The sequence below is a fragment of the Gymnodinialimonas mytili genome (assembly GCF_037544085.1).
GTDB classification, from domain to species: Bacteria; Pseudomonadota; Alphaproteobacteria; order Rhodobacterales; family Rhodobacteraceae; genus Gymnodinialimonas; species Gymnodinialimonas mytili.
The window spans coordinates 212,932-236,187 of the sequence record NZ_JBBIFW010000006.1 but is presented as its reverse complement, the minus strand read 5'-3'; the positions used below and the strand labels follow the sequence as shown (position 1 = coordinate 236,187).

At 58.9% G+C, this 23,256-nt stretch carries 23 protein-coding genes; 13 read left to right on the top strand and 10 right to left on the bottom strand.

What is annotated here, in order from left to right; translation table 11 throughout:
• Positions 1 to 78: 78 nt before the first annotated feature.
• Entirely contained in the window at positions 79 to 597 is a 519-nt protein-coding gene (locus tag V8J82_RS21110; protein ID WP_339978487.1) for a DUF3576 domain-containing protein, read from the bottom strand.
• A gap of 265 nt (positions 598 to 862) precedes the next feature.
• On the opposite strand from V8J82_RS21110, the gene V8J82_RS21105 reads away from it, so the two are divergent.
• Together V8J82_RS21105 and V8J82_RS21100 are read left to right on the top strand one after the other, a co-directional pair.
• Complete coding sequence (locus tag V8J82_RS21105; RefSeq protein WP_339978485.1) at positions 863 to 1,867, top strand: porin; 1,005 nt, start codon at positions 863 to 865, stop codon at positions 1,865 to 1,867.
• A gap of 71 nt (positions 1,868 to 1,938) precedes the next feature.
• A complete protein-coding gene (locus V8J82_RS21100; protein ID WP_339978483.1) occupies positions 1,939 to 2,592 on the top strand; it encodes a YggS family pyridoxal phosphate-dependent enzyme in 654 nt (217 codons plus the stop codon).
• Here V8J82_RS21100 and V8J82_RS21095 read toward each other — a convergent pair.
• Complete coding sequence (locus V8J82_RS21095) at positions 2,589 to 3,098, bottom strand: L,D-transpeptidase family protein (protein ID WP_339978560.1); 510 nt, start codon at positions 3,096 to 3,098, stop codon at positions 2,589 to 2,591. The two genes, V8J82_RS21100 and V8J82_RS21095, sit on opposite strands and share 4 nt — an antisense overlap.
• On the bottom strand, positions 3,098 to 4,171 hold the full coding sequence (gene ribA, locus V8J82_RS21090; RefSeq protein WP_339978481.1) for a GTP cyclohydrolase II: 1,074 nt from the start codon (positions 4,169 to 4,171) through the stop codon (positions 3,098 to 3,100). Before ribA ends, V8J82_RS21095 begins: the two co-directional genes overlap by 1 nt.
• Positions 4,172 to 4,317: 146 nt before the next feature.
• Here ribA and V8J82_RS21085 point away from each other — a divergent pair, with 146 nt between their 5' ends.
• Positions 4,318 to 5,004: a response regulator transcription factor gene (locus V8J82_RS21085; protein WP_339978479.1), complete on the top strand. Its 687-nt coding sequence runs from the start codon at positions 4,318 to 4,320 to the stop codon at positions 5,002 to 5,004.
• A 228-nt stretch (positions 5,005 to 5,232) separates the two neighbouring features.
• Here V8J82_RS21085 and V8J82_RS21080 read toward each other — a convergent pair whose 3' ends face one another.
• Positions 5,233 to 6,483 carry an MFS transporter gene (locus V8J82_RS21080; protein WP_339978477.1) on the bottom strand — a complete coding sequence of 417 codons (1,251 nt, stop codon included), beginning with the start codon at positions 6,481 to 6,483 and terminating at the stop codon, positions 5,233 to 5,235.
• A 296-nt stretch (positions 6,484 to 6,779) separates the two neighbouring features.
• Here V8J82_RS21080 and V8J82_RS21075 point away from each other — a divergent pair, with 296 nt between their 5' ends.
• From V8J82_RS21075 to V8J82_RS21060, 4 genes are all read left to right on the top strand, one after another.
• A complete protein-coding gene (locus V8J82_RS21075; RefSeq protein WP_339978475.1) occupies positions 6,780 to 7,568 on the top strand; it encodes an exodeoxyribonuclease III in 789 nt (262 codons plus the stop codon).
• A 65-nt stretch (positions 7,569 to 7,633) separates the two neighbouring features.
• The gene (locus tag V8J82_RS21070; RefSeq protein ID WP_339978473.1) at positions 7,634 to 8,554 is read left to right on the top strand and encodes a tetratricopeptide repeat protein; all 921 of its coding nucleotides are present in this window, start codon (positions 7,634 to 7,636) and stop codon (positions 8,552 to 8,554) included.
• 27 nt (positions 8,555 to 8,581) lie between these two features.
• Complete coding sequence (locus tag V8J82_RS21065; RefSeq protein WP_339978471.1) at positions 8,582 to 9,229, top strand: LON peptidase substrate-binding domain-containing protein; 648 nt, start codon at positions 8,582 to 8,584, stop codon at positions 9,227 to 9,229.
• A complete protein-coding gene (locus V8J82_RS21060; RefSeq protein WP_339978469.1) occupies positions 9,226 to 9,423 on the top strand; it encodes a Trm112 family protein in 198 nt (65 codons plus the stop codon). Before V8J82_RS21065 ends, V8J82_RS21060 begins: the two co-directional genes overlap by 4 nt.
• Before the next feature lie 18 nt (positions 9,424 to 9,441).
• Here V8J82_RS21060 and V8J82_RS21055 read toward each other — a convergent pair whose 3' ends face one another.
• The gene (locus tag V8J82_RS21055; protein ID WP_339978467.1) at positions 9,442 to 9,867 is read right to left on the bottom strand and encodes a hypothetical protein; all 426 of its coding nucleotides are present in this window, start codon (positions 9,865 to 9,867) and stop codon (positions 9,442 to 9,444) included.
• A gap of 199 nt (positions 9,868 to 10,066) precedes the next feature.
• Positions 10,067 to 11,329 (bottom strand): FAD-dependent monooxygenase, encoded by a 1,263-nt coding sequence (locus tag V8J82_RS21050; protein WP_339978465.1) that lies wholly within the window; start codon positions 11,327 to 11,329, stop codon positions 10,067 to 10,069.
• A gap of 48 nt (positions 11,330 to 11,377) precedes the next feature.
• On the opposite strand from V8J82_RS21050, the gene V8J82_RS21045 reads away from it, so the two are divergent.
• From V8J82_RS21045 to V8J82_RS21025, 5 genes are all read left to right on the top strand, one after another.
• A complete protein-coding gene (locus V8J82_RS21045) occupies positions 11,378 to 12,700 on the top strand; it encodes an amidase (RefSeq protein ID WP_339978463.1) in 1,323 nt (440 codons plus the stop codon).
• Positions 12,701 to 12,835: 135 nt separating this feature from the next.
• Positions 12,836 to 14,020: an aminotransferase class I/II-fold pyridoxal phosphate-dependent enzyme gene (locus tag V8J82_RS21040; RefSeq protein ID WP_339978461.1), complete on the top strand. Its 1,185-nt coding sequence runs from the start codon at positions 12,836 to 12,838 to the stop codon at positions 14,018 to 14,020.
• 11 nt (positions 14,021 to 14,031) lie between these two features.
• Entirely contained in the window at positions 14,032 to 16,875 is a 2,844-nt protein-coding gene (locus tag V8J82_RS21035) for a DNA translocase FtsK 4TM domain-containing protein (protein ID WP_339978458.1), read from the top strand.
• A gap of 184 nt (positions 16,876 to 17,059) precedes the next feature.
• On the top strand, positions 17,060 to 18,994 hold the full coding sequence (locus V8J82_RS21030; RefSeq protein ID WP_339978456.1) for a putative bifunctional diguanylate cyclase/phosphodiesterase: 1,935 nt from the start codon (positions 17,060 to 17,062) through the stop codon (positions 18,992 to 18,994).
• A gap of 105 nt (positions 18,995 to 19,099) precedes the next feature.
• Positions 19,100 to 19,708 carry a LolA family protein gene (locus tag V8J82_RS21025; RefSeq protein WP_439650093.1) on the top strand — a complete coding sequence of 203 codons (609 nt, stop codon included), beginning with the start codon at positions 19,100 to 19,102 and terminating at the stop codon, positions 19,706 to 19,708.
• Positions 19,709 to 19,710: 2 nt separating this feature from the next.
• Here the strand turns inward: V8J82_RS21025 and V8J82_RS21020 are convergent, their stop codons facing one another.
• Together V8J82_RS21020 and V8J82_RS21015 are read right to left on the bottom strand one after the other, a co-directional pair.
• On the bottom strand, positions 19,711 to 20,295 hold the full coding sequence (locus tag V8J82_RS21020) for a transglycosylase SLT domain-containing protein (protein ID WP_339978452.1): 585 nt from the start codon (positions 20,293 to 20,295) through the stop codon (positions 19,711 to 19,713).
• Between the two features lie 88 nt (positions 20,296 to 20,383).
• On the bottom strand, positions 20,384 to 21,271 hold the full coding sequence (locus V8J82_RS21015) for an AEC family transporter (RefSeq protein ID WP_339978450.1): 888 nt from the start codon (positions 21,269 to 21,271) through the stop codon (positions 20,384 to 20,386).
• A gap of 88 nt (positions 21,272 to 21,359) precedes the next feature.
• Between V8J82_RS21015 and hspQ the strand changes: the two genes are divergently transcribed.
• Positions 21,360 to 21,686: a heat shock protein HspQ gene (gene hspQ, locus V8J82_RS21010; RefSeq protein ID WP_339978448.1), complete on the top strand. Its 327-nt coding sequence runs from the start codon at positions 21,360 to 21,362 to the stop codon at positions 21,684 to 21,686.
• Positions 21,687 to 21,693: 7 nt separating this feature from the next.
• Here the strand turns inward: hspQ and V8J82_RS21005 are convergent, their stop codons facing one another.
• Both V8J82_RS21005 and V8J82_RS21000 read right to left on the bottom strand, forming a co-directional pair.
• Positions 21,694 to 22,311, bottom strand: a complete 618-nt coding sequence (locus tag V8J82_RS21005) for an MlaC/ttg2D family ABC transporter substrate-binding protein (RefSeq protein WP_339978446.1) — start codon at positions 22,309 to 22,311, stop codon at positions 21,694 to 21,696.
• Positions 22,301 to 23,146, bottom strand: a complete 846-nt coding sequence (locus tag V8J82_RS21000) for an MlaA family lipoprotein (protein WP_339978444.1) — start codon at positions 23,144 to 23,146, stop codon at positions 22,301 to 22,303. Before V8J82_RS21000 ends, V8J82_RS21005 begins: the two co-directional genes overlap by 11 nt.
• Positions 23,147 to 23,256: the final 110 nt, after the last annotated feature.

Sequence of the window (23,256 nt, the reverse complement as noted above, 5' to 3'; positions counted from 1 at the left end):
CAATTCCTTGAATAGGCGGACATGAAAACGCCGGGCAAAGGGCCCGGCGGAGTGTTTAAGCGGACGAATGCGGCTGGTCTATAGCCGCCCGTCCGCGACCCTTAGCTGGCGGGCACGAGTCAGGATGGCGTCTTCCACCTGACGGGCGGTCTCGCGGCTCACGGCAGCACCATTGCGGCCCTGCAAGGCAATGCGCAGGCTGCGCGCCTCAAGCGCGGGGTCCGTGATTTGGACGGTGGCGCGGTAGGCGCGGCTGCCGCCCGGCGGGGTGCCGAATCCAAAGGCCATGATTCCGGTGAAGGGATCGGCTGCTTCCAACGGCATGAAGTCCAGGATCTCCAGCGAGGCGCGCCAAAGATAGCGATTTACCTCGACGGTGACCGACGGATCGGCCCCACCTCCAAAAAGGTCGAAGATGCTTTCGCGATTCGGGTCGCGCAACAGGCCTTCTTCACGCAGCCGTTCATTCGATGCCTCGCGATCATTCGCAAACCGGCCTTCACCGGTGCCGCCGCACGCTGCCAAAGTCAGGCTCATACCTAGTGCGATCACCAGGGACATGGTGCGCTTAGGGGCGAAACGAGCAGGAACCATCATCGTGTTTAACACCTTAATACATAGCCGAGGCCGTCCTATCGGTTCTTGAAGAACAGGGCAACCTGGCGAAGCTTTGACCGTATGGACCGGCAAATGCACCCCACCTTGCTGCGGTGTGGCATGTCTGCACCAGCCCCGGACCAAGATCGCTACACACCCCCGCTGTTCCTTGCATGTTAAGGGGTCTGGCGCGATGAACGTTGCATACTCAATTCGGGTGTTCCGTTTTGGGGTGCACCTTCTAAGTAAACACGAGGGATAAACCATGAAAAAGGTTCTCTTCGCTACAACCGCGCTCGTTGCGACCGCAGGCGTAGCAGCAGCAGACGTTGCGATCACCGGTGGCGCCGAAATGGGTGTTGCAGGTGGTAGCGAGGTCAACACGACCTTCCACCAGTCCGTCGACGTTCGTTTCACCATGTCGGGTGAAGCCGATGGCGGCCTGCAGTTTGGCGCTCAGATTGACCTGGACGACCTGGTCGACACAGGCGCTGACCCAGTGGACGTTCAAGGCGATTTCGCTGACTTCACCGTCTTCATTTCGGGTGACTTCGGCACGTTGACCATGGGTGACACCGATGGCGCTCTCGACTGGGCCCTGCAGGAAGTTAACCTGGGCAGCCCCGGCTCGATCAACGATGACGAAACCGCGCACGCTGGTTACTTCGGTAACAGCTTCGGCGACGGCTTCGGCGATTTCGACGGTCAAGTCCTGCGCTACGATTACTCGATCGGCGATTTCGGCGTCGCATTGTCGGCCGAAGTTGACGACGATGATGGCCTCGAAGGCGATTACGTCATTGCTCTGGGCGCGAACTACAGCTTCGGTTTCTCCGGCGGTTCGGTCGTGATCGGTGCTGGTTACCAGTATGCAAACGACACTACGATTGCTGATGCAGTCACCGGTGACGACGAAGGCAGCATCATTGGCCTGTCGGCTGGTGTTGAGTTGGATGCAGGCTTCTCGGCCGCTGTGAACTACTCGCAGCTGGAAACCGACCAGTTTGGCGACGGTGAGCACATGGCGATTGGTGCAAGCTACACCTTCGACATGATCACAGTGCACGCCAACTACGGTCAGTTTGACTGGGATGCGACCGCGACTGTTGCTGACTCCGAAGGTTTCGGTCTGGCAGCTGCTTACGACCTGGGCGGCGGTCTGTCCGCACACCTCGGCTATGGCTGGTCGGACGTGACTGCTTCCAACGCATCGACCACAGCTGAAGGCGACTCGAACACCTTCTCGCTGGGTCTGGCAATGTCCTTCTAATCCATCTTGGATTAGAGTGAATTGGGAAGAGCGGGCCTTGCGCCCGCTCTTTTCTTTTGGTGGAACGAGGTATGTCCCTATCAGAAATCAACGCCCGTATCGCCGCCGTTGCCCAAGCCAAGGGCCGCAAATCTGACGACATCACGCTAATTGCCGTTTCCAAGGTTCAGCCTGCGGAGCGTGTTCAAGCCGTACTCGAGCAGGGTCACCGCATATTCGGCGAGAATCGCGTTCAGGAGGCGCAGGGCCGCTGGCCTGACTTTCAGATCCAATACGACGGTCTCCACCTTCATTTGATCGGCCCGCTTCAGACCAACAAAGCACGAACCGCCGTCGAGATGTTTGGCACAATCCACACGTTGGATCGACCAAAGCTCGGCAAACGCCTCGCTGATCTGGCGCAGGAACGGGGGGAGAGCCCGGATGTCTTTGTTCAGGTCAATACCGGGGAAGAGCCTCAAAAGGCCGGATGTCTCCCCTCGGAAACCGACGCTTTCGTGTCTGAGATCCGCGGACTCGACTTACCGCTGAAAGGCCTGATGTGCATTCCACCGGTGGATGAGGAGCCAAGCTTGCATTTTGCATTGTTGGCGAAGATCGCAGAGCGCAACGGACTAACCGGTCTGTCGATGGGTATGTCTTCGGATTTTGAGACAGCAATTGCGCTCGGGGCCACGCATATTCGCGTTGGCTCAGCTATTTTCGGCGCGCGCGACTACGGTTAAGATCCCAAACGCTCCGGGACCACTAATCGGCTCGCGTAGCTGATCTGCGGCACAATCCAACGGAGATGTACGGGATCAAGACCCACACACCCTTCCGTCGGTCGTCCAGGGCCACGCCATTGATGGATGAAGATTGCCGATCCCCGCCCGGGCACGGCCTGAGGCCAGTTCCAGTCGGTCACCAGCACGATATCGTATAAATGATCCCCACGGGCCAGCCGCTCCGCCGATGGTCCATACGGCGCGCGCACCATATGGTTGTAATGGGCATCATCGGCGGCATCCGACCAAAGATCGCCAGGCCCAATCGGCACCGCCCAATCGCAGGGTGGCGCCAATCGATCCGCGCGATAGAGGCACCCAACGATACGGTGTGTCCCAACAGGTGTCCCGCCATCCCCTTCACGCTTGTTACAGACGATACCGCCGCGGCCGACCACGAAGGGCAATCGCGCGCCCCAGAAGCGCAGGCCAGATGGCGTCAGAATCAGATCTTCAGGTCCGATCACAACAGATGCCCGGATTTGCGCTGTTTCACGTCCAGATAGGCAGAATTGAACCGGTTGCTGCCGACCACCAGCGGAACACGTTCTGCCACTTCGATCCCGCTCGCTTCCATCTGGGTTACTTTTCGCGGGTTGTTCGTCATCAGCCGAACAGAGCCAAAGCCCATGCGCCGCAGGATATCCGCACCGACGCGGAAATCCCGTTCATCATCTTCAAACCCCAAGCGATGATTGGCCTCGACCGTATCGAATCCCTGGTCCTGCAACGCGTAAGCGCGCATCTTGTTGGCCAACCCGATGCCACGCCCTTCTTGGTTGAGATAGAGCAGAATGCCGTCGCCAGCTTTGCCCATCTCGGCCAAAGCGCTTCTGAGCTGTGGACCACAATCACATTTCAACGAGCCCAGCACATCGCCGGTGAAACAGGCGGAATGCAGGCGCGCCAAGACCGGTCTCCCGCGATCCGGGCGACCGATCTCGACCGCATAATGCTCGATCTCGCCATTGTCGGGCCGGAAGATGTGCAGGCGGCCTGCTTCTGCAGCATCCATCGGCAATCGCGCGGCGGCGATATTGCTCAGATCGCGCGCTGTGGCGAGATCCGTTGCAGTGCCTTTGGCTGGCAACGCCGTCAGGTCGTCCGGCCAATCTTGCACAGGAACCGTCAAAACTGCGGGTAGCAATTGTGCCGATTTGACTAAATCCAAGGCCAATCGATGCAATCCTGCTGCGTCGTCTCGGACTTCTTGAAACGGGCCTTTCATGGGCGCGCTCAGATCCCTGGCCGGATCGGCCAGATCTTGCACCCAAGTCGCACCGACATCAGCCGGTAGGGTAATCCGGGCAATATCTCCGTCATACACACGTATTTTGAGTGTTGCCGCCCGCCAACCCGTAATTGCTATTGCGACGGATCCGGCTGCGCGCATCGCTGCAAGCCGTGCCTCCCGCGTGGTTTCCGCAGCCATCACCAGCAAAGCGGTATCATCATCCTGCAAGACAACAGGCAGACCAACACGCAGGTCGCTGCGTGCGCGGGCCACGATCTCACGAAGGGATGGCAAGAGGCTCATCAGCTATCCTTATCGTCTTCCACGGCGGAATTGAAACAATCCCTCACAGGCTGACACACACCCGTGAACCTTGGTTACACCCGTTGCCAAAGCGGGCATCTGCGGGTCATGTCACCATAACGAGACACGAAACGAGGGTGACAGACATGGCAAACCTGAAGAGAATCCTGCTGGTCGACGATGAAGACGATCTGCGCGAGGCGCTGAGCGAACAGCTTGTCATGACCGAAGATTTCGATGTGTTTGAGGCCGCTAATGGGGCTGAAGCCATGGAGCGTGCCAAGGAAAGCATCTACGATCTCGTGATCCTGGATGTTGGCCTGCCCGATACCGATGGGCGCGAGCTGTGCCGCCTGATGCGCAAGCAGGGGGTGAAATGCCCAGTCTTGATGCTGACGGGCCATGACAGCGATGCCGATACGATCCTAGGCCTTGATGCAGGCGCCAACGATTACGTAACCAAACCCTTCCGCTTTCCCGTCCTGCTCGCCAGGATCCGTGCGCAGTTGCGTCAGCACGAGCAAAGCGAAGATGCCGTATTCCAGCTTGGGCCCTATACCTTCAAGCCGTCCGTCAAGATGCTCGTGACTGATGACGACAAGAAGATCCGTCTAACGGAGAAAGAAACCAACATCCTCAAATTCCTTTACCGCGCGCAGGATAGCGTCGTGGCCCGCGATGTTCTTCTACACGAGGTTTGGGGCTATAATGCTGGTGTAACCACCCATACGCTTGAAACACATATTTACCGACTGCGCCAAAAGATCGAGCCTGATCCCTCGAATGCACGACTTTTAGTGACTGAATCCGGCGGCTATCGCTTGGTCGCCTGACATGATCCCGACGATGCCCGGGTTATGGCATCACCTCCCTGTTGGACTTGGCCCGGGCATCGCGCCCGGGTCTTTTTTATTCTGCTATAAAAACTTTGACATGGATCAAGTCGGAATTTGAGGCCGCGAAGTATTTATTGGAGCATACCTCCCTGTTGGACTTGCCCGGCGAAAGCCGGGTTTCTTTTTAAGATCTGCGTCACGCATATCTTGGCGTCCTACCAAGCGTCAGGCCGATTTGGGCAATCGCAGTCGTGCCGCGCCATAGATGAAAAGCGCGGTGAATGCCCCCGCGCTGACAAGGAAGACCAAGCGCAAAGCCGCCTCACGACCCAAACTGGGTTCGGCCAGGGCCATGATCCAGCCGCCTGCCAAAGCACCCAGGGGGATCATCCCCCAGCCGAAGAAGCGGTAGATCGAGTTCACACGGCCCAACAGGCCATCGGGGATCATGCGCTGTCGATAAGAGACGGTGACGACATTCCAGAGCACGGCCACAAATGTTTCTAGGAATAGAAGTGGTGCCGCGACCCAGATCGAGCTTGTCATGTACAATCCAACGAAAGGAAGTGGCATTAAGGCGAGTGCGATCCATAGGCTACGCGATGCGCCGAGACGCGCGGCGATCCATGGATTGGCAAGGCCGCCCAACACACCGCCCGCCGCACCGGCGGTCAGGAGAAGACCATATCCGAATGCGTCGAGGCCGAGGATTTCCTGGCTGTAAAGAACCAACAACGTAAAGCCCGCCATGTGGGCCGCGTTAAGCCCGCCAAGCATCAGCGCCAATTGCAGGATCACCCGGTGATCACGCAACCAATTCCACCCTTCACGCATTTCGCGCCAGAACCCTGCGCGCTGTGCCGCAATCTGTCGCGCTGGGAACGCAATCGCCCAGACAGCCCAGGCGGCCAGGGCAAATCCAAGCGCCTCGAATACGAAGGGGGCCGGGACCGCCAGTGCGATCAAGAGGCCCGCCAGCGGTGGCCCGATAAACTGACCCATCACCTGTTCAACGGACCAGATCTGACCATTGGCTTCCTCCAGCCGGGTCTTATCGACCACTGAGGGCAGGGCGGTTTGGGCGGCATTGTCGCGAAAGACTTCCGCCGTACCCATCAGAAACGCCAGAGCCGAGAGCGCGCCGATCATCCAGATGACCTCGGCTCCGCTGGCCTCCCGCGGTCCGGCGACGATCAGGGCCACCACGGCCGTCGCCAAAGCCATGCGCGCGATATCGGCGCGCACCATTAATTGTTGCCGATCCGCCCGATCAGTGATGACGCCCACGGGTAGTGACCACAGCAGCCATGGAACCCGCGTCGCAAAGGCCACGAGCGCCAGAGCGCGGGGATCGGTGGTGATCAATGTGGCGAGCCACGGGAAGGCCAACACGCCGATGCCGTCGGACAGGTTCGACAGACCTGCGCCGGAGATCAGCAAGCGGAAATTGCGGTTTTCACGGATCAATGCGGGCATTGGGTGGCTCCTTTGGAGGAAGGATGCACAGATGCCGGTTCGCGCTGCAACGGTCGATTCCGCGTCTCCGCCTTCTTGTTTGGCAATGCCAAACGCGTCGGCGGACCCGGCACCTCGCGCTGCGCGCATCGGTGCGGGGTCGCTGTGCTAACTGTGCCCCGTGGCGAATGGCGCAAGATGTGGGCAAGGCGCTTGCCGATTGGCAAACTCGGTGTGCAAACCGGAATGGAAGGCTCTGGACCTTCTTGACCAAGCCCGTATCCTCCCCCTCTGATCACATCGCCGCGGAGCTGTTCATGCCCTTCACCCTTGCCACTTGGAACATCAATTCTGTCCGGCTTCGCCAGGACATCGTCTCGCGGCTAATGCAGGAGGAAGCGCCGGATGTGCTGTGCCTGCAGGAATGTAAATCGCCGGTCGACAAGATCCCGGTCGAGGTCTTTCACACTCTTGGCTACACTCACATGGTTGCGCGCGGCCAGAAGGGGTATAACGGCGTCGCGATCTTTTCCAAACTGCCGATGGAAGAGGCCGGCGCGCATGAATTTGCTGGGCTCGACCATGCCCGTCACATTGCCGGGCGGCTGGAAAACGGCGTGACGATCCACAATTTCTACGTGCCTGCCGGGGGTGACGTGCCCGACCGAGAGGCGAATATCAAATTCGGGCAAAAGCTCGACTACCTGACGGATATGCGGGATTGGGCCAAAGTGGATGCTCCGAAGAAATCCATCCTGGTCGGCGACCTAAATATCGCGCCACGTGAAGATGATGTGTGGTCCCACAAGCAGCTTCTGAAAGTAGTGTCCCACACGCCGATTGAAGTCGAGCATCTGGCCGAGGCTCAGGATGCAGGTAAATGGGTCGACATCACGCGTCAGGATATTCCCGAAGGCAATCTTTATAGCTGGTGGTCCTATCGGTCGCCCAATTGGGATGTCGCCGATAAGGGCCGCAGGCTTGACCATATTTGGGCGACGCCTGACATTTCGAACGCCGCACATGCATCGCGCGTGTTGCGTGATGTGCGCGGTTGGGAAAAACCATCCGACCATGCGCCCGTTTTTGCAACATTTGACCTATAGCCCTTGGCGAACCGGCCGGAGGCCCGCATATACAGCGCGACGCACACCGCCAGGAGGCCTCCGCCATGCTTGAATTCGGAACCGATGCCCAACCCGCCGCTGATCTGATCAAAGACGGGACCGAGGCCAGCTTTATGGCTGATGTTGTTGAGGCCAGTGCCGAAGTGCCAGTGATCGTCGATTTCTGGGCGACTTGGTGCGGACCGTGCAAAACCTTGGGTCCAATGCTGGAAAAGGCGGTGACCGAGGCCAAGGGCAAGGTCAAAATGGTCAAGATTGACGTCGATGCCGAGCAACGTCTTGCCGGTGCCTTGGCACAACAAGGTCTGCCGCTGCAATCGATCCCGACTGTGGTCGCATTCTTTCAGGGACGTCCCGTGGACATGTTCCAAGGCGCGGTTCCGGAGAGCCAGATCAAGGATTTCATCAAGAAGCTGACAGATCTGTCAGGTGATGATGGCGGTTTGGGTGCTGCGTTGGAAGCGGCAGAAGAGATGTTGACCCAAGGCGCCGTTGCCGATGCCGCGCAGACCTTTGCGGCAATTCTTGGCGAGGAGCCTGAAAATGCCGCCGCTTTTGCGGGCCTTGCGCGATCTCATCTAGCCCTGGATGAGCCTGATCAGGCCGAGGCGGTTATAAATGGCGCGCCTGCGTCTATCTCCGACGCTCCGGAAATTGAGGCCGTGCGGGCCCAGATCGAATTGGCGCGTCAGGCCGCCAATGCTGGGCCTGTCGCTGATCTGACGGCCCAGGTTGAGGCCAATCCCGATGATCACCAGGCGCGCTTTGACCTTGCCCAGGCGCTGCATGCAAATGGCGATGTGCAGGACGCCGTCGATCATCTACTGGAACTGTTCCGCCGCGACCGAGAGTGGAACGATGCCGCCGCGAAGGCACAGCTATTCACGATTTTCGAAGCACTGACCCCGCAGGATCCGGTGGCGTTGAACGGGCGTCGGAAACTTAGCTCGATGATATTTGCCTGATCCTCGGATCAGGCTAGCTAGCGTATCATGCTTCACAAAGCCGACCTGCCGGGAACCATACCCGTATTTCCATTGCCCGGGGCGCTCTTGTTGCCCCGCGCCCGGCTACCCCTGCACCTGTTCGAGCCGCGCTATCTTCAGATGCTGGACGACACGTTGAAATCGTCGCACAGGCTGATCGGGATGATCCAACCTTATGAAGTGCCGGGCAGCCAGGAAAAGCGTTTGCACACAATTGGATGCGCAGGTCGTGTGACACAGTTCTCGGAAACGGAAGATGGTCGCTATATGATCACACTGTCGGGGATGTCCCGGTTCCGTGTTACGCAAGAGGTGCAGGGATTCACCCCCTATCGCCGTTGCGATGTGAACTGGGATGGCTTCGATGCGGATCTGGGCCCGACCGAGGAAGACAAAAGCTTTGATCGCGAAACTTTTCTGAATTCGCTCGGTCGCTATTTTGATGCGATGTCTTTGTCGACCGATTGGGAAAGCTTGAAAGAGGCGGACGATGAGTTGTTGATTAACTCTTTATCGATGCTGTGCCCCTTCGATCCAGAAGAAAAGCAGGCTTTGCTTGAGGCGCCTTCGCTGACCACCCGTCGTGAAACGCTGGTCACCCTTTTGGAATTTGCGATGCGCGCTGGCACATCGGATGAGGAACGTCTGCAATGACTGACACGGATGCGCCTGAGCCGGGCCCGGTCGATCGCCGTATGTTAGAGGCGTTGGTTTGTCCCGTGACGCAGGCACCTCTGAGCTACGATGCCGAGGCGCAAGAGCTGATCTCGAAAGCCGCGCACTTGGCCTACCCGATCCGCGGTGGCATCCCGATCATGTTGGAGGAAGAAGCGCGCAAGATCGACTGATGCATTCTGCCGGGGGCATCACGGATCGTAGGGTGCGTTCTGCGCTTGGCTCCTCCGTAGCAAAGCGCCGATCACCACCAAGAAGACCCCGACCAGCATCGCCAGGACGATTGATCCGATCATGAAAACGGCGATCGCCACTGTCAGATCTGCATAATCGCCGTCTTGACTGGTCGGCGTGAGCGCTGAAAAGAGGTCGGGTCCAAGCAATGCTAGCATTACCAATGGGATACCCAGCAGGACGGCGCCGAGGCTGAGGCATCCCCGTTTAAATGCCCCTTTGTTTGTCTGCGCGAGGCTCACCCAGATGCCCACTGCAACTGCGGCCGCAATTCCCAGACCCAGGCCGGCGGTTATGCCCAGCATTCCCGCGGCCAGAAATCCGACGCTTGCCAAACTTAGGATGGGAAACAGAACAAGCGCGATGAACTTCGGTCCGGTCATAACACGACCCTTTACGATGTACTCAGAACACGGTGAGTGTACCTGCAAATGGTCGTCCGCCAAGTCTGGGAAACCAGCAAGGTGAATTCTCACGTTTTTGAAGCCGGATGTGTCTCCAATTGCCGTGGTTTCGCGGGAGTAGGTTGGACCTGCCCTACGTCGGACCCGTACTAAGATGAATTAATCTGTCACACGTGAACTAGAGCGGGTGGCCTTTCAACAGGCGCGGTAGATCTCCGGTCAAACCGGCGGCTTGGCGGATGAAGGCGCGCCGTAAACCTGGCATGGCGCCGATGACACCCATTCCCACCTGGCGCGCAGCGCGAAGGGCGGGATTGTCGTTCGAGAACATGCGGTTGAATGTGTCTGTCGCCAATGCCAATCCGGCCGTATCGAAGCGCCGCCATTGCTGATATCGTGCCAAAACGTCTGCCGCGGCGATATCCTCCCCCCGTCGTTTGGCTTCTGCCAGAACCTCGGCAAGCGCGCTGACATCGCGTAGTCCCAGGTTCAATCCTTGCCCTGCAATCGGGTGCACGCCATGGGCCGCATCGCCAATCAATGCCAATCGGTTCGCGATGAATGCATTGGCCAAGGACAGGCTCAGCGGATAATTGTGCCGTCCGCCGGCAAGCGAAATTTCGCCGAGAAAGCTGCCAAAGGCAGGGCGCAGGGCGTCGAGGAATGCGCCATCGTCCAATGCCACGAGCGCACTGGCCCGCGGTTCGGCTTCTGACCATACAATCGAGGATCGATTCCCAGGCAGCGGCAAGATCGCCAAAGGTCCACCGGGCATGAAGAATTGATGGGCGATACCGTTATGCGGTTTCTCATGGGCAACGGCACAGACCAGCGCGGTTTGACCATAGCTCCACCCGGTTCGTTTTATGCCCGCACGCTCAGCCACGCCGGACCGTCGGCCGTCGGCCCCAATTAGGAGGCGCCCTGTTATAGTCGCGCCGTCATCCAAGGTAACGCGCGCCAAATCATCGGTGTCTTGCGAAATCACCCGAGCGCCGGGCCGATGCGTGATATGCGGGTCGGCTTCCATCGCGGACAGGAGCGCGCGGCGCAAATAGCGATCTTCCAGCATGTGACCCATCGGGCCTTCTTCGATTTCGGCATGGTCGAAATGCAGGAAAAAAGGAGCTGCCCCTTCGCCCGCACGCCCGTCCGAGGCTTTGATCTCAAGCATCGGTTGGGCGTTATCTGCGACCGCGTCCCAGATCCCCAATGCATCGAGCATCCGTACAGATGCCAGGGCCAGCGCATAGGCGCGTCCGTCAAAGCTCGCCTCGGCCCGTATTTCCGCGGGCAGCGCGTCCAACACGATACTGCTTAGCCCTGCTTGAGCGCAGGCCAGCGCCAGGCAAGGGCCATTTAACCCCCCGCCAACAATGACAATATCCGCATCGATGTGGTCCATGTCTGTGACTATGGCGCAGGATGAAGGATTGTCCATGGGACCTGTCGTCGTTAGCGTCATCCTGCGACAAACAGGGGCAGGTTCATGGAATGGATGTGGAAAAGCGCCAGCGATATCGGGCGCGGGATCGCGGCAGGTAAGGTGGATCCGGTCGAACTGACCGAGGCTTATTTGGATGCCATTGCCGCCCATGAACATGGCGCGCGGATCTATGCGCGCACGACACGGGACCGAGCATTGGGGGAGGCCATCGCCGCCCACGATCGCACCCGCCAAGGCGTTCGTCGCGGTTTGCTGGACGGCGTCCCAATCTCGTGGAAGGATCTGTTTGATACGGCGCATATCGCGACCGAGGCCGGCTCAAAACTGTTGGATGGTCGTGTGCCCCAGCGGGATGCCGAGGTTTTGGCCCAAGCAACGCAGGCCGGATTGGTCTGCTTGGGTAAGACCCACATGACTGAACTGGCCTTTTCTGGCCTTGGTGTGAATCCATCCACCGCGACGCCACCGAACACCAATGATCCGGAATTGGCGCCCGGAGGCTCGTCCTCTGGGGCGGCGACCTCCGTCGGCTTTGGCTTGGCGGCGGCGGCGATCGGGTCAGACACGGGCGGGTCGGTGCGTCTGCCGTCGGCTTGGAATGATTTAGTGGGCTTCAAGCCAACCCACAATGCCCTGTCGCTTAAGGGTGTTGTGCCCCTGGTGGAAAGCTTCGATACGGTCGGCCCACTTTGTCGGACAGTTGAAGATTGCGCAGAACTGTTTGCCGTGATGGGCCACACAAAGGCCCCTGACCTTTCTGCCGCGCGCCTGACCGGGGCACGGTTTTTGGTGCTGGAGCCCTACTCCAGCGATGTGCGTGAAGGGCCCGGCGCAGCTTTTGAAGGCGCTGTCAAAAAGTTTGGAGAGGCCCGTGCGCAGATAGATCGCGCCGACAGCGCCGCCGCCAACGAGGCGATGGAAACGACCCTGTCGCTTTATACTGCAGAGGCCTACGGGACGTGGGGTAAGGAGATTGAGGCTGCGCCTGACAAGATGTTCCATCGCATTCGGGATCGTTTCCGCCAAGGCGCTGATGTGAAAGCTGCTGAATTCGTCGCGCTCTGGCGTCGGTTGCGCGCGTTGCGGGTTCAGTTCTACGCGCAAATCGCGGGTTATGACGCGGTGTTGATCCCGAGTGCGGCAAACCTTCCGCCGAACGTGGCGCGGCTGGACAGCGATGATGATTATTTCGTCACCGAGAACTTGTTGACCCTGCGCAACACCCGGGTCGGCAATCTGATGGGCCTTTGTGCGATCACCTTGCCAACAGGTACGCCGTCTTGTGGGATCATGATGATGGGTGCTCCCGGCGAAGATCTGCGCCTATTGCGCTTGGCCGCCGCCGCCGAACGCACTTTGGGATAGTGCGCGCGGCGACTCATCGGCCACACCCGGCCCTGCGCTGCCGCCTTTTTCTGGACCCCGCGAACGGGCTTCGTTAGACTCTTCCGCAAGAAGGGCGATACGACCCTTACCTTGAGGCAGAAAAAGAGCAGGTCAATGACCTTTCCGGAGCGGTTTTCGAACCTCCCTGATTACGCATTTCCGCGTTTGCGGAAGCTGCTGGACGTTCATGAGCCCGGCGGCGATCCCATTGCGATGACCATCGGCGAACCCCGCCATGCCTTTCCCGATTGGATCGGGGACATGATCGCAGAAAACCTCTCTGGCTTTGGGAAATACCCCGAAAATGACGGTAAGCTGAGCCTTCTAACCGCCCAGGCCGACTGGCTGGCGCGGCGCTACGGTGTGTCTCTGGCGCCTGATCGCAATATTCTAGCGCTAAATGGGACGCGGGAAGGACTCTACAATGCGTGCATGGCCTTATGCCCTGAGCGCAAGAACGGTCAGCAGCCCATCGTTTTGACGCCCAATCCCTTCTATCAGGTCTATGCGGTGGCTGCTCTGTCGGTGGGGGCGGAGGCGGTCTATCTGCCTGCAACCGCCGAGACAGGTGAATTGCCTGATTTTACCGCCATTGATCCAGCGATCCTGGATCGGACCGCGATTGCCTATATCTGCTCTCCCGCCAATCCGCAGGGCGCTGTCGCCTCCGAAGCCTACTGGGAGACGTTGATCACCCTGGCCGAGCAGCATGATTTCAAGATCTTCGCCGATGAATGCTATTGCGAGATCTATCGCGACGCGCCGCCGCCGGGCGCTTTGCAGGTGGCGCATCGTCTGGGCGCCGATCCGGAACGGGTGATGGTGTTTCATTCCCTCAGCAAGCGGTCGAATCTGCCGGGCTTGCGGTCGGGTTTCTGTGCCGGTGGACCGGAGAGCATCGCACGGATGAAGCAACTTCGCGCCTATTCCGGATCTCCGTTGCCGATGCCGCTGCAAGCGGTGGCCGAACGTGTTTGGGCGGACGAGGACCACGTCGTCGAAAACCGAGATCTTTATCGAGCAAAGTACGAGATTGCAGATCAAATTTTTGCCGATGTTTCTGGATATGCTGGGCCGGAGGCTGGGTTTTTCCTATGGCTGCCGGTGCCGGATGGCGAAGCCGCCACCTTGAAGCTGTGGCGCGAAACGGGTGTGCGGGTCCTGCCCGGCGCTTATCTGGCGCGCGAGGTCGATGGGGTGACCCCCGGCCACGACCGCATTCGCGTGGCCATGGTGGCAGAACAACAAGAGATGCGCCGCGGGCTTATGACGCTCCGCCGGGCGCTCTATGACGTGTGAGGAGGTAAGGGATGGCGTATCAGACCCGCGGGCGTGAGCCGCTTTTGGACCAACGGATGCGCAACGCCCTGTTGCGCCGGAGCCGAGAGGTGATCGGGATTGCCCTGTTGGGTGTGGCAGTGGCGTTGGCGGCGATCCTTTACAGCTTTGTACCCGAGGATCCGAATTTTCTCGCCGCGACAGATGTTGCGCCGCAAAACCTGTTGGGCCGGACCGGGGCGACGATCGCCATTGTCTTGATGATGATGGTGGGTCTGGGCGCCTGGGTTTTGCCATTGGCGGCGTTTGTCTGGGGTGTGCGGTTTCTGACCCATCGCGGATCAAACCGCGTCTGGTCGGCGCTATTCTTGCCCATCGGCGTGGTTTTGGCGGCGTTTTTCGCCTCCAGCTATCCACCGCCTGCCAGTTGGTCCGACCTTTATGGCAGCGGTGGACATTTCGGTGATATCGGCCTGGGCTTTCTGATCAACGTGATGCCGCTGGCGCCTGCCGTTGCGATCAAGATCGCAGCGCTTGGGACATTGATCGGGACATTGTTTGTGCTGCGGATCGCGCTTGGCTTTGACCGAGACAACATGCGTGCCTTCTACCGTTTTGTGTTGCGTGGCCTGTTCACCGTGGGGGAGGCAGCGGGTCAATTGCTGCGCCGGGGCGGGGCTGCGGCAGGAACCGCGGCGGGGGTGACCTTGCAGAATATGCAGCATCATATAGCGGTCCGCCGCGAGGCCCAGTCCGAACTGGATGTGATTGCCAGATCAGAACCCTTAGTCCACCGTGCCGATGAGGCGTTGTGCGACGCGGACAGTCAGAATCCGGTCGCTGAACGGCGGCCCGGGGGCTTGTTTGGTCGCATGCCGGTACTGCGTCGTGAGGCGCCCGCATTGGAGCCGGATCACCTGCCTGCCGCCGATCCAACCCTGGTTGAAGATCTGGATTATGATCCTGAGGGGGAGGATGGCGACCGGATCCGCAGCCGTATTTCCGACGCGATCCGTGCGCGCGTCCGTCGGCCTAGCCCGATTGCAGATGCTGCCGCCCGCGCCCGTGTTGCGCCAGGGACGCCATCGCGCATCCAGTCCGCCGCGCGTGCCGAACCGCCGCTTACCGCAGCGATGGCCGCAGCTGATGAAGCGCCAATGGTCGATGCCGAACCGTTGGAGTTGAGCCAGCTCGACCCTGAGCCGATCCCCGATCCCATTCCAGCGCAAGTTGCCGTTCCACAGCCGCAGGCCGAATTGAACCGCCGCGTGGTGCAGCAGCCCACGCGCAAACCCGCGATGCAGTCGCGCCAGGCGCAGGCTGATCAGCAACCCTCTTTGCCGCTCTCCGAGCCCGAGCCCTATGAATTTCCGCCGCTTACGTTGCTGACCAATCCAACGACGATTGAACGTCACCATCTCAGCGACGAAGCATTGGAAGAAAATGCGCGCATGTTGGAAAACGTGTTGGATGATTACGGCGTGAAGGGGGAAATCACCTCCGTCCGTCCGGGACCCGTTGTCACGATGTATGAATTGGAACCGGCGCCGGGCTTGAAGGCGAGCCGTGTCATCGGCTTGGCTGACGATATCGCGCGGTCCATGTCCGCCTTGTCTGCGCGGGTGTCGACTGTACCAGGTCGCACGGTGATCGGGATCGAATTGCCCAACCAGAACCGCGAAATGGTGGTGCTGCGTGAAATGCTGAGCCACCGCGATTTTGGCGATGGATCCCACAAGCTGCCGTTGGCGCTTGGCAAAGATATCGGCGGTGAGCCGGTGATCGCCAACCTCGCCAAGATGCCCCACTTGCTGATCGCGGGGACGACCGGTTCCGGTAAGTCCGTGGCGATCAACACCATGATCCTCAGCCTGCTCTATAAGCTGAAGCCCGAAGATTGCCGGATGATCATGATCGATCCGAAAATGCTGGAACTCAGCGTGTATGACGGCATCCCGCATCTGCTGAGCCCCGTTGTCACTGATCCGAAGAAGGCCGTCGTGGCGCTGAAATGGGTCGTCGGCGAAATGGAAGAGCGCTACCGCAAAATGTCCAAAATGGGCGTGCGCAACATCGACGGCTACAATAGCCGCGTGAAAGATGCGCTGGACAAGGGTGAGATGTTCAGCCGGACCTTCCAGACCGGGTTTGATGATGAAAGCGGTGATCCGGTCTTCGAGACCGAAGAATATCTGCCCGAAAAAATGCCCTATATCGTCGTGATTGTTGACGAGATGGCCGATCTGATGATGGTCGCAGGCAAAGAGATCGAGGCTTGTATTCAACGCCTTGCGCAGATGGCCCGTGCCTCGGGCATTCACCTTGTCATGGCCACGCAGCGTCCGTCGGTGGATGTGATCACTGGGACGATCAAGGCGAACTTCCCCACGCGGATCAGCTTCCACGTGACGTCCAAGGTCGATAGCCGCACCATCCTGGGCGAGATGGGCGCCGAGCAACTGCTGGGGATGGGCGATATGCTTTATATGGCGGGTGGGTCGAAAATCACCCGTGTACATGGGCCGTTCTGTTCCGATGAAGAGGTCGAGGAGATTGTGCGACACCTCAAATCCTTCGGGCCGCCGGAATATGCCTCCAGCGTGTTGGACGGCCCGGCGGAGGATCGCGAAAGCGATATCGACGCGGTGTTGGGCTTGAATACCGGCGGCAACACCAACGGCGAAGATGCGCTTTACGATCAAGCGGTTGCCGTGGTGGTCAAGGATCGCAAGTGTTCCACCAGCTATATTCAGCGCAAGCTGGGCATCGGCTACAACAAGGCCGCGCGTCTGGTTGAGCAGATGGAGGATCAGGGTCTGGTCAGCGCTGCCAATCATGTGGGCAAGCGCGAGATCCTGGTGCCGGAGCAAGACTGATATCCTAGGCATTTTCAGCAAATCCGTTGGGCTTGGCCCATACGGGTTTGCAAAGGATTAAGGATGTATCGATAGCTCTGGTGGCACTCGTATCAGGTGCCGTGTTGTGCAAGGTCTATCGTTAGAAGCGCGTGTTTTGCTCCGTTGTTTGGTCGGAGCGCTTTGCCTTGCGACCGTGTTTGCAGTGGCATCTTTGATCACATTGCGCAGTCAAAACCGTGCGGAGCGCTTCGAGATCGCGGTGATGACCGAAGCTTTCATGGATGCGTTTTCGGATTCCAGGACGGCGTCAGATGTGATGCCATCGACGTTCCGCAGGATTGCTTTTGAGCGTTATGCGGACCTGACCGCTGGGCATGGTTCATCTCTGTCCATCACCATGATGGGAATGCCTGACCACTTCATTCATGCGGAGCCAGAACCTGGCACCATTCACGGCGCCTTGGCGGAGCTGGCCGACAACCCTGATCAAGATCGTCTTGTAGAAACCGTGGTTCGCGATGGACGCATCATTGATCAGACGATTATTCCATCGATTGCGACCAGCGATACCTGTGCGGATTGCCACAACGATCTGCTTGGCAGCGATGACTTCCAGGCGGGCGATATGATGGGCGTGCTCGTTCTGCGCACAGATTTGACCGATAAGGTCAGGATGGTTCTATCCTCAAGCCTGCTGGTATTTTTGTTCTCCGCCGGGGCGTTTTGGTTGATCGCGCGGCTCAGCCAGCTGCAATCCCGGCGGCGAGTCGATTCCTTGGAAGCCGAGATTGATCAGCAGCGCCGTCGGGAAGAGGAAGAGATCAGGTTTCTCGCCCTCAACGATCCGTTGACGCAGATCGGCAATCGCGCAGCGTTTGCCAAGGCGGTCAATGAATTCAATGAGACTGAGCGGCCTTTTTCGCTGCTGCTGTTGGATTTGGACGAATTCAAGCGATTAAACGATACATTCGGCCACGCCGCTGGCGACGCGGTTCTGGTTCATGTGGCCCAGAAACTCCGGCACGTCACCGAGCCTTTGGGCGGCGTTTGCGCTCGATTGGGTGGGGACGAATTTGCAGCACTTCTGCCTGTTGATCCAAAGCGTCCCCGATGCGCCGAAATCGGGCAGTCGATCTTGGACGAGGTGAACAAGGGTGTTCGTTTCGGGGGCAAACCCTTGTCGGTGCGATGTACCATCGGCATCGCAGCCAGCACCCATTTTGGACTTTCCAGCTTCGAGGATCTCAATCGGGCGGCCGACCTTGCGCTTTACGAGGCGAAGGCCAGCGATCCTGGATCTTTGCTGATCTACGATGATGCGATGCATAACCGCGCTGTATCGCGTATTCGATTGGAACAGGCGCTGCCGACGGCGTTGGAACAAGACGAATTCGAGGTGCACTTCCAGCCGCAGGTTTACCTGGAAACCGGAATGCTGCGCGGATTTGAAGCGCTGTTGCGCTGGAAATTCGATGGTGAGCCGATCCCACCGACCGAGTTGATCCCGATTCTAGAAAGCAATGGTCTGGTGCGAGAGGTCGATCTTTGGGTCCTGCGCCAGGCACTGGAACAACTTGTTCAATGGGACAGGCGTGGCTTTGAGCCGATCAATATGTCGATCAATCTGTCGCCGCTGCATTTCCGCGATGCTCGGATTGTCGAAAGCGTCTCGACGCTCCTGACAGGCTATCCAATCGCACCGCATCGGATCACGCTGGAGATCACAGAAACCATCCTGCTCAATACCTGGGATGGCGTGGTCGATATCCTGGCGAAACTGAAGGCGCTGGGCGTGCAGATCGCTTTGGACGATTTTGGCACCGGCTATTCCAGCCTCGCCTATCTCCGCAATCTTGATGTGGATGAGATCAAGGTCGACCGCGCCTTTGTCATTGACATCGAAACATCAGAGGAAACGCGGTTCATGTTTGACGGTATTGCCGATATGGCAATGGGGATGGGTCGGCGATTGGTGGTCGAGGGGATTGAAACCAAACGTCAATGCGAACTTGTGGCGACCCGGAGCGGGCAGGTGGCACAGGGATACTATTTTGGCAAACCAATGCCCGCTTCGGAAGCTGAACGGATGATCCCGGTCCCCGATACCATTGTCTTGCGCCCGCGCCGGATCGGGTAGCTGCCCAAATGGCGCTTTGCCGCCGTTGTTATCGCCTGTTATCGCATAGCGACACTGCGCAACCTATATAGAGGCGACGATTTTCTAGCCGGAGCCCGTGTTTCCATGATTATGACCCGCCGCCATCTTTTAGGTGCCAGCGTCGCTCTTTGCCTTGTCGGCAGCGCAGCGTATGCCGAGGCCATTCCTTTGACTGACCTGTCTTCATATCTCAATGGTTTGCAGACGGCGGAGAGCCCCTTCACTCAGATCAATTCCGATGGCTCGGTGTCCACCGGCACTGTCTATATCCACCGCCCGGGCCGGGTTCGGTTCGACTACGACGGCGATGATCTGCTCGTCATGGCGGGTGGCGGACAGGTGGCCATCTTTGACGGGCGCGGCAACGGTCGGCCCGAGCAGTATCCGTTGCGCGAGACACCGTTGCGGATCATCTTGGACAGCAATGTGAACCTGTCGCAATCCGGCATGGTCAGCGAACATAGCTTTGACGGTACTTCCACCCGCGTCGTCGCGCGTGATCCAGAGCGGCCCAATATCGGCTCGATCACAATGGTTTTCACACCCAATCCGATCGAGTTGCGGCAATGGGTGATCACCGACGAAAATGGTAGCGACACAACGGTGATCCTAGGTGCGCTGCAGGAGGGTAATCGGATCCCTGCGCGATTCTTCAACATCACGCAGGAGATCAACGCACGAACGGGCAACTAGCCCTAGCGAGAGCAGGTCACCAATTGCTGGCGATAAAGCTCTCCGCGCGCTTCGACCCGGTCGGCAACATCCAGAAGCCAAGGCTTGCTGTTGTAGCTGCCCCGCGCGTAACCAGTATGGCCTTCGTGGTAAGCCAGATATTGGTTGCGCGTATCATGCAGGGCAATGCCGTTCCGTTCCCGCGTGAGATTCATGTACCACCCCATGAAATCCGTCGCATCGTCGATATCAGTGCGCCGCGCTCGGCGGTTTCCTGTTTCCTGCTGATACTCTTCCCAGGTGCCATCCAGCGCCTGTGAATACCCCACCGCCGAGCTTTGTCGGCCCATCGGGATCACGCCAAGCGCAAACCGGAAAGGCGGGCGAATATCGCCGTCGAACGCGCTTTCCTGATGGATCGTCGCCATCTGAACATGGACAGGTACGCTCCACCGACGTTCGGCTCGCCGCATCGCGCGCATGTATTCCGGGCGTTCCCGTGCCAAGGCACACGCATTGTCGAGGTTTCGGGGAGAGGAGAATTCGCCGCGAGATCCACATCCAGCGACAGCGGCCACGAGGGCCACAGTAAATGTTCTTCTTAACATCATTTTGTTGCTCTGCCTGTATCGCCGGTTCCCGGCTGTTTTGCGAAACTATACGCCAAAACGAACGCCAGGAAAATGCTCGATTTTCCTAAGGAGTGAGCAGAAACGACAACGTAACCGGTAAAGTTACCACAGCTAGCAATGTCGATATCACGACAAGGCCCGCTACGGCCTCGGCCTCACATTTGTACCGCTCCGCCAGGAGATAGGATGTCACACCAACAGGCGTTGCCATCTGCAGGATCAAAACACCTAGAGAGACACCCGTTAGCCCCATGGCCAGACCGACACCTACACCTGCGCTCAATCCTATTGCGAGCTTGATTGCCGACAGGCCCAGGGCGGGCAGGGCGCGCGCCGGTTTCAGTCGTGCCACGGCTGCGCCAAGGGTTAGCAGCATCAAGGGGATCCCAAGCTGCCCCATCAATTCCAGCGCGTTCATGGCAACCACTGGCGGAGTCCAGCCAATCACCAGAAACAACACGCCCAGGACCGAGGCCCATAGAATCGGTTCCCGCAGGACACGGGTGGGATTTTGCACGCCTGCCACCATCCAAAGGCCAACCGAAAACATCCCAATTGCCATGATGGCAAAGATCACCACGGCCAAGCCAAGTCCCGCCTCACCAAATGCAAACAAGGCCAATGGCAGCCCCAGATTGCCGGTATTGCCAAAGGTCAGCGGCGCCCAAAACCCCTGCAGGCTTAAGCCCAAGCCTTTCACGACGCCCCAGGTGATGACCACCACTACGCCGTAAGCCAGCGTCGTTGCCAAGCTGAGGCTAGCCAACGCTTCGGGGGCGATGTCGATATCGACCAAAGCCGTGAAGATCAGGCATGGCACTGCGAAGGTCATCGCCAATCGCGTCACAAATTCCGTCGGATAGTCGTATCCGAAGCGGACCCAGGAGAACCCGGCGGCGGCCAACAGGAAAACAGGCGCGCAGATTTCCAGCACTGTCAGGGCGATGGTCACAGACTGTTTCCCCTTATTTGAAATGCGAGGCTATGGACAAACCCGGGGGGCAGCGACTATCAAATGCGCCTGCATCCAGAGGCTAGCCATGCGCGAGACGCACGCCAAATACAACATCGGACAGATCGTCAAGCATCGGAAGCATCCCTTCCGGGGCGTGGTGTTTGATATCGATGCGGAATTCTCGAACTCGGATGAGTGGTACGAGGCGATACCCGAGGAGGCGCGGCCTGCCAAAGGACAGCCGTTCTATCATCTGTTGGCCGAAAATGATCAGACCTACTACGTGGCCTATGTGTCCGAGCAGAATTTGATCCCCGATGAGACGGGCGAACCGGTTGGCCACCCGGATTTACCGGATTTGTTCGGCGAGTTTCAGGATGGCTATTACCCGTTGGAATATCAGCTGAACTGATCGTCTGTTACGACAGGCTACGCAGATGCTGGGTCAGTGCGTCGATACTGCCGCCGCGGGCCTCAAGCATCGCTCCAATTTCCGTGCGCTCCGAGATCATCAGGTTCACGCCTTCGATGATCAGGTTGAAGAACAGCGGGCGGCCAGAGCCGTCGGAAACAAGCCATCGCAACTCGAACGGGGATTGTCCGCGTAAGGTTACGGTCGAGATAACTTCGTAGAAGCTCCGAACCGGGCGCGCATCGACCACTGTGATGGTGCCGCCGACAAATTCGCGGAACCTGCGGCCATACTTGGCCGAAAAATAGTCCTGAAACGCATCGGTAAATGCGCTGAGTTGACCTGCACTGGCCGAACGTGCGGGCGGCCCCAGAACCGACCGCGCAATGATCGGCACATCGGCATAGGTGCGGAAGATCCGCTCGAATTCGCGCAGCATCGCCCGTTCCCCAGCGCCGGAGGCGATCACCCGGTTCACGTCGGCAACAGCTGCATCAACCAGGCTGCGCGCCTCACCCGCTGTGATCGCGGCCGCTGGTCGCGGCAGAACGGCAAGGGACAAGCCAGCGAGGCCAGTGGCCAAGACGGTGCGGCGGGGCAGTATTGCGGATGTTTTATTGCGCATAGGGGTCAAAGTAAGGGTCCGAATAAGGGTCAAAACTTGGATCTTCGATTGCGGTTGGGGCAGGGGCGGTTGCGGTCTCTGGGTCCGCTGACGGGTCTTCCAGACCAAAGCCACCGGCATCGGTACGTCCGCCGCCCAGCTCGAACCGGCGTTGTTGCAGATATAGCGATCGCAACTGGGCGTAGCTATCGGCGCTTTCGTACAACACGCCATCAATAGTGCCATCGAACCGATACCGCGAATTCAAACCGCTTAATGCTCCGGCACTTGCGACATAGTAGCTTTCGGGCGTTTCGACGACATGACGCAGCGGGTTGAGCGCAAAATCAACGACGCGGCCAACGGTATCGCGATCCGTGGTCGGCCCAAGAACGGGGATCACGGCATAGTTCCCCTCGGGCACGCCGTAGATATGCAGAGTTTCTCCGAAATCAGTGGATTCCGCTGGCAGGCCGATGGCACTCGCAGGATCGAATAGCCCGCCGATGCCGACGGTTGTATTCACCGCAAAGCGAAGCGTGTTCCGCGCCGCCTCACCCAACCGGAACTGCAACAGGTTGTTGACCACATAGGACGGCTGATTGAGGTTCGATGCAAAATTCGAAACGCCCTGTCTGACTGGTTCGGGCACCGCACCGCCATAGGCCTCGGATGACGGGCCGACGATGGCCTGATCGAGCGCCACATTCAACTCATGCGCTGCGCGATTCTGTTGCTCATACGGATCATTGGCCACATCGCCCGGCGGCAATGTAGCTGGTCCGCAACTGGCGACGACCAATAGAAGCCCGCTGGCCGCAATTGATCGGATGATGTTTGGCGCCCTATGCGCCACGTCTGAATGCACCGTCTATCCCCCGTGTCGAGATGTGCGTTCGCGCTTTGCCGCCGCAAACCCTACGCCGAAGTATAGGGCAGCTATGCACAATGGCACACCCCTGATAC

Bases quoted from the DNA above. Each gene is read 5' to 3' on its own strand.
- V8J82_RS21025 (WP_439650093.1), top strand. From the start codon at position 19,100: ATGATTATGACCCGCCGCCATCTTTTAGGTGCCAGCGTCGCTCTTTGC.
- V8J82_RS21080 (WP_339978477.1), bottom strand. From the start codon at position 6,483: ATGCCCGCATTGATCCGTGAAAACCGCAATTTCCGCTTGCTGATCTCC.
- V8J82_RS21075 (WP_339978475.1), top strand. From the start codon at position 6,780: ATGCCCTTCACCCTTGCCACTTGGAACATCAATTCTGTCCGGCTTCGC.
- V8J82_RS21100 (WP_339978483.1), top strand. From the start codon at position 1,939: ATGTCCCTATCAGAAATCAACGCCCGTATCGCCGCCGTTGCCCAAGCC.
- V8J82_RS21060 (WP_339978469.1), top strand. From the start codon at position 9,226: ATGACTGACACGGATGCGCCTGAGCCGGGCCCGGTCGATCGCCGTATG.
- V8J82_RS21055 (WP_339978467.1), bottom strand. From the start codon at position 9,867: ATGACCGGACCGAAGTTCATCGCGCTTGTTCTGTTTCCCATCCTAAGT.
- V8J82_RS21035 (WP_339978458.1), top strand. From the start codon at position 14,032: ATGGCGTATCAGACCCGCGGGCGTGAGCCGCTTTTGGACCAACGGATG.
- V8J82_RS21005 (WP_339978446.1), bottom strand. From the start codon at position 22,311: ATGCGCAATAAAACATCCGCAATACTGCCCCGCCGCACCGTCTTGGCC.
- V8J82_RS21070 (WP_339978473.1), top strand. From the start codon at position 7,634: ATGCTTGAATTCGGAACCGATGCCCAACCCGCCGCTGATCTGATCAAA.
- V8J82_RS21040 (WP_339978461.1), top strand. From the start codon at position 12,836: ATGACCTTTCCGGAGCGGTTTTCGAACCTCCCTGATTACGCATTTCCG.
- V8J82_RS21045 (WP_339978463.1), top strand. From the start codon at position 11,378: ATGGAATGGATGTGGAAAAGCGCCAGCGATATCGGGCGCGGGATCGCG.
- V8J82_RS21020 (WP_339978452.1), bottom strand. From the start codon at position 20,295: ATGTTAAGAAGAACATTTACTGTGGCCCTCGTGGCCGCTGTCGCTGGA.
- V8J82_RS21050 (WP_339978465.1), bottom strand. From the start codon at position 11,329: ATGGACAATCCTTCATCCTGCGCCATAGTCACAGACATGGACCACATC.
- V8J82_RS21085 (WP_339978479.1), top strand. From the start codon at position 4,318: ATGGCAAACCTGAAGAGAATCCTGCTGGTCGACGATGAAGACGATCTG.
- V8J82_RS21110 (WP_339978487.1), bottom strand. From the start codon at position 597: ATGATGGTTCCTGCTCGTTTCGCCCCTAAGCGCACCATGTCCCTGGTG.
- hspQ (WP_339978448.1), top strand. From the start codon at position 21,360: ATGCGCGAGACGCACGCCAAATACAACATCGGACAGATCGTCAAGCAT.
- V8J82_RS21065 (WP_339978471.1), top strand. From the start codon at position 8,582: ATGCTTCACAAAGCCGACCTGCCGGGAACCATACCCGTATTTCCATTG.
- ribA (WP_339978481.1), bottom strand. From the start codon at position 4,171: ATGAGCCTCTTGCCATCCCTTCGTGAGATCGTGGCCCGCGCACGCAGC.
- V8J82_RS21105 (WP_339978485.1), top strand. From the start codon at position 863: ATGAAAAAGGTTCTCTTCGCTACAACCGCGCTCGTTGCGACCGCAGGC.